A 3,407-nucleotide genomic window follows, 5' to 3' on the forward strand; every position below is an offset into this window, starting at 1 on the left:
CATTTATATTATTGTTTAATAGAAAAAGGTGGTCTGACCACTGCCTGCCTGCATCTATAAGAAGGTAAACCCATGAATCTATAAAAGTGAAAATATAGCACGGAATATTGATTAAGGAGTGAGTGGATTTGTCATTACGTGAAGAGGCATTGCATATGCATCGTGTAAATAAGGGAAAACTGGAATCAAAATCAAAGGTAGAGGTTAGAAATGCTGAAGATTTAAGCCTGGCATACTCCCCTGGAGTCGCAGAGCCATGCAAAGTGATCTATGACAAACCTGAAACGGTCTATGATTATACGATGAAGGGCAACATGGTCGCCGTCGTATCGGACGGGACGGCAGTACTTGGTCTTGGAAATATCGGTCCGGAAGCTTCCCTTCCCGTTATGGAAGGTAAAGCTGTTCTGTTTAAGAGCTTCGCAGGGGTCGATGCATTTCCAATCTGCTTGAACACAACAGATGTGGACAAGATCGTCGAAACGGTAAAGCTCCTTGAACCGACATTCGGCGGAGTGAATTTAGAGGACATCGCCGCTCCGAACTGTTTCGAAATCGAAGAGCGACTGAAGAAGGAAACGAACATACCCGTTTTTCATGATGATCAGCACGGTACAGCAATAGTTACCGTTGCAGGACTAGTGAATGCTCTGAAGATCGTAGGTAAGAAAATGTCAGAAATCAAAGTTGTGGCAAATGGTGCCGGAGCAGCCGGCATCGCGATTATTAAGCTTCTTTATCGGTATGGTGTAAGGGACATCATCATGTGTGATTCCAAAGGTGCGATCTATGAAGGCCGTTCACGCGGGATGAACTCGATTAAGGATGAAGTGGCGAAATTTACGAATCGTGATCGCATTGAAGGCGGTCTCAGCGATGTGCTGAAAGATGCGGATGTATTCATCGGAGTGTCTGTCGCAGGTGCCCTCACAGAGGAAATGGTGTCATCGATGAAAGAAGACCCGATCATATTTGCCATGGCGAATCCCGTGCCGGAAATCATGCCTGAACTGGCAAAAGCCGCAGGCGCGAAAGTGGTGGGCACCGGCCGGTCCGACTTCCCGAACCAAGTGAATAATGTGCTTGCATTCCCTGGTATTTTCCGGGGAGCATTAGATGTACGTGCTACTCATATAAATGAAAAAATGAAACAGGCAGCCGTCGAAGCAATTGCCGGGCTGATCAGTGAAAGTGAATTGAATGCGGACTATGTCATCCCTGGTCCGTTTGATAAGCGTGTAGCACCTGCTGTGGCAGCGGCAGTCGCGAAAACGGCAATGGAAACAGGAGTTGCCCGCTTAAAAATAGATCCTGAAGAAATCCGTAAAAAAACGGAAGACTTAGCGGTCATCGGGAAAAGTGAATGATGAACAAAGTGAACTCTCTCCATTCACAATCGAAAGTATACATTGGAATTGTTCACCAGCTTAGAGAAATGATATCAAAGGATGGCCTTCAGGAGGGTGATAAAATCCCTTCGGAAAGAGAGCTTTCTGAACGGCTGAACGTTGGCCGTTCTTCTGTGAGAGAAGCACTGAGGGCCCTTGAACTATTAGGTTTGATTGAAACCAGGAGAGGAGAAGGGACATTCCTGAGAGATTTTCGTGATCACCATTTGATTGATCTCCTGGGGATGTTCATTCTACAGGATCATAAAGCACAGAACGATGTAAAATGTACGAAAACGATGATTGAAAAAGAGGCGCTTCGTACAATTTACTCCCAAAAGCTTGATGTATCTTCACTCATCTCAAAAGTTGCAGAAGACAATGACAATCTTACTTGGAGAGAAATATTTGAGGAAATCATCCTCGTAAGCAATAACTATTTATCACATAGAATTTGGAACGTCCTGAATGATTACGAAACGTTAATCATCGGTGAAAAGAAAATGACTCTGGAAATAAAAGAAAAGCTTTTAACCCTGCTTCAAGGATTAGAGAATCAAGACAAAGAATCGGTGCAGAATGCGTATAAACAGATTTGTGAAATCGGTGATCGTGAGCTGACAAATTCCACCATCTTTTTATGATGCTTTCCGTTAAACTGGTAGACAAGCTGTTTATGGATTCCAGCAGCATATTGCATTTATACACTTTCTATCATCCAAAGAATATGAATACAAAAGCGACGGTAATTAGTTAAGGAGGTTTCACCTTGCTTAAGGAACTTTTCAATAAATCCAATAAGCCTAAAAAGAAAAAATATGCAACCATTCCTTCTGAAGCAGCCAAACAGGATGTTCCTGAAGGGATCATGACCAAGTGTCCCGATTGTAAAAAAATCATGTATACAAAAGAATTACAGAAAAATTTGAAGGTATGCATTCACTGTGGATATCATCACGGAATGAGTTCGACTGAGAGAGTCGAGAGCTTCATTGATGAGGGAACATTTGAAGAAATCAATGCAGACCTCATATCTGTCAATCCGCTCAATTTCCCCGACTACCTTGAAAAAGTAGAGAAGGACCGGAAGAAAACCGGGTTAAACGAAGCGGTCCTGACGGGTGCAGGAAAAGTAAACGGGATTGACGTAGTGGCAGCGATCATGGATTCAAGATTCCGAATGGGAAGCATGGGGTCTGTGGTCGGCGAGAAGATCACGAGAGCGATCGAGGAAGCTGACAAGCGGCATGTCCCTTTCATCATATTTACTGCATCGGGCGGTGCCAGAATGCAAGAAGGCGTGCTCTCTCTTATGCAGATGGCCAAAACAAGTGTCGCCCTTAAACGATTCAGTGAAAATGGAGGTCTCTTCATTTCAATTATGACCCATCCTACAACTGGAGGGGTTTCCGCAAGCTTTGCTTCTGTAGGCGATTATAATTTTGCAGAGCCTGGTGCACTGATCGGGTTTGCCGGCAGGAGGATCATCGAACAAACGATTCGGGAAGATCTTCCGGAAGACTTTCAGACAGCGGAATTTCTCCTGAAGCATGGACAGCTTGACGAAGTCATATCACGATCGGAACTAAAGGATAAGATAGGTCTAATACTTGATATACATCAGTGGGACGGTGATCTGCCATGGTAAATGAGATGGAGTTTGAAAAGCCTGTAGTTGAATTAAAGAAGAAAATTGCAGAGCTTAAAGAATTCACTCAAAATTCGGAAGTGGATTTATCAAAAGAAATTGAAAAATTGGAAGCAAGATTGCAGAAGCTCCAGAATGATATTTATGAAAACATGAAACCTTGGGAAAGAGTACAGGTTGCACGTCATCCTAATCGACCGACAACCCTGGATTATATCCGCCATCTTTTTACGGGTTTCATGGAAATTCATGGCGATCGTTTATATGGTGATGATGAAGCGATTGTTTCGGGAATTGCGAAATTCGAAGGTGTGCCTGTGACAGTCATTGGTCATCAGCGAGGTAAAGACACAAAAGAGAACATCAGGAGA

At 43.5% G+C, this 3,407-nt stretch carries 3 protein-coding genes and 1 pseudogene; all 4 read left to right on the forward strand.

Features of this window, described 5'->3' with window-relative positions:
- Positions 1–128: 128 nt before the first annotated feature.
- Complete coding sequence (gene ystJ / locus HP456_RS21580) at positions 129–1,367, forward strand: NADP-dependent malic enzyme (protein WP_172254937.1); 1,239 nt, start codon at positions 129–131, stop codon at positions 1,365–1,367.
- A complete protein-coding gene (locus HP456_RS21585) occupies positions 1,364–2,032 on the forward strand; it encodes a FadR/GntR family transcriptional regulator (RefSeq protein ID WP_246289352.1) in 669 nt (222 codons plus the stop codon). Before ystJ ends, HP456_RS21585 begins: the two co-directional genes overlap by 4 nt.
- 125 nt (positions 2,033–2,157) lie before the next feature.
- A complete protein-coding gene (gene accD / locus HP456_RS21590; protein ID WP_172254939.1) occupies positions 2,158–3,036 on the forward strand; it encodes an acetyl-CoA carboxylase, carboxyltransferase subunit beta in 879 nt (292 codons plus the stop codon).
- Positions 3,030–3,407, forward strand: a pseudogene (locus HP456_RS21595) (acetyl-CoA carboxylase carboxyl transferase subunit alpha); the annotation flags it as partial. The gene accD and the pseudogene HP456_RS21595, both read left to right, overlap by 7 nt.

Origin of the sequence: Bacillus haikouensis (genome assembly GCF_013179555.1) — a bacterium.
In the GTDB taxonomy this organism is placed as follows: Bacteria; Bacillota; Bacilli; order Bacillales; family Bacillaceae_B; genus Rossellomorea; species Rossellomorea haikouensis_A.

What these genes read in the sequence shown, in the direction of transcription:
- HP456_RS21585 (WP_246289352.1), top strand. Translation starts at nt 1,364, where the DNA reads ATGATGAACAAAGTGAACTCTCTCCATTCACAATCGAAAGTATACATT.